This window comes from Priestia sp. SIMBA_032, assembly GCF_046535215.1.
Classification (GTDB): domain Bacteria; phylum Bacillota; class Bacilli; order Bacillales; family Bacillaceae_H; genus Priestia; species Priestia aryabhattai.
Genome location: NZ_JAWRXD010000135.1, coordinates 1 through 462, shown reverse-complemented (window position 1 = coordinate 462; position 462 = coordinate 1). Strand labels below are relative to the sequence as shown.

At 55.0% G+C, this 462-nt stretch carries 1 protein-coding gene; it reads left to right on the top strand.

Features of this window, described 5'->3' with window-relative positions:
• Nucleotides 1-184: 184 nt before the first annotated feature.
• A partial coding sequence (locus tag SB717_RS33670; protein ID WP_410907145.1) for a 2-dehydropantoate 2-reductase N-terminal domain-containing protein occupies nucleotides 185-462 on the top strand: 278 nt, incomplete at its 3' end.

The window sequence follows — 462 nt, the reverse complement described above, 5'->3', positions numbered from 1 at the left end:
AGCTTCGTAGCCTGTCGGGTTCTGATCGTTTCCCTCATTTGAAACAGCATTGATCCGTGTTTCCACCAACCAGCGTTACACGTAAGCCGCGCATCTATACTATCATGATAGTATCATCAACGCGTAGCCCTACTCCACTGCGCATCAGAGGCTGGCGAGCTCCTTCCACGCACCTCACGATATTATGAAAAGTGACCTCAAGATTCTTGTACTCGGTGCCGGCGCCATGGGTGGCTACTACGGCTCAAGGCTAATTCAAGCCGGAGCCGACGTAACGTTTTTGGTACGGGCTAGCAAGGTTCCCTCGCTCCGTGACAATGGTCTTCGCTTGTCGAGTGCGTTGGGCGATTTCGGTGCTCCTGTGGAGGCTGTCGTGTCGGAAAGAGTGCGGCCGGAATACGATCTCGTGCTGCTAGCCTGCAAGGCCTACGATCTTGACGACGCCGGTGCTTCACTCCAGCC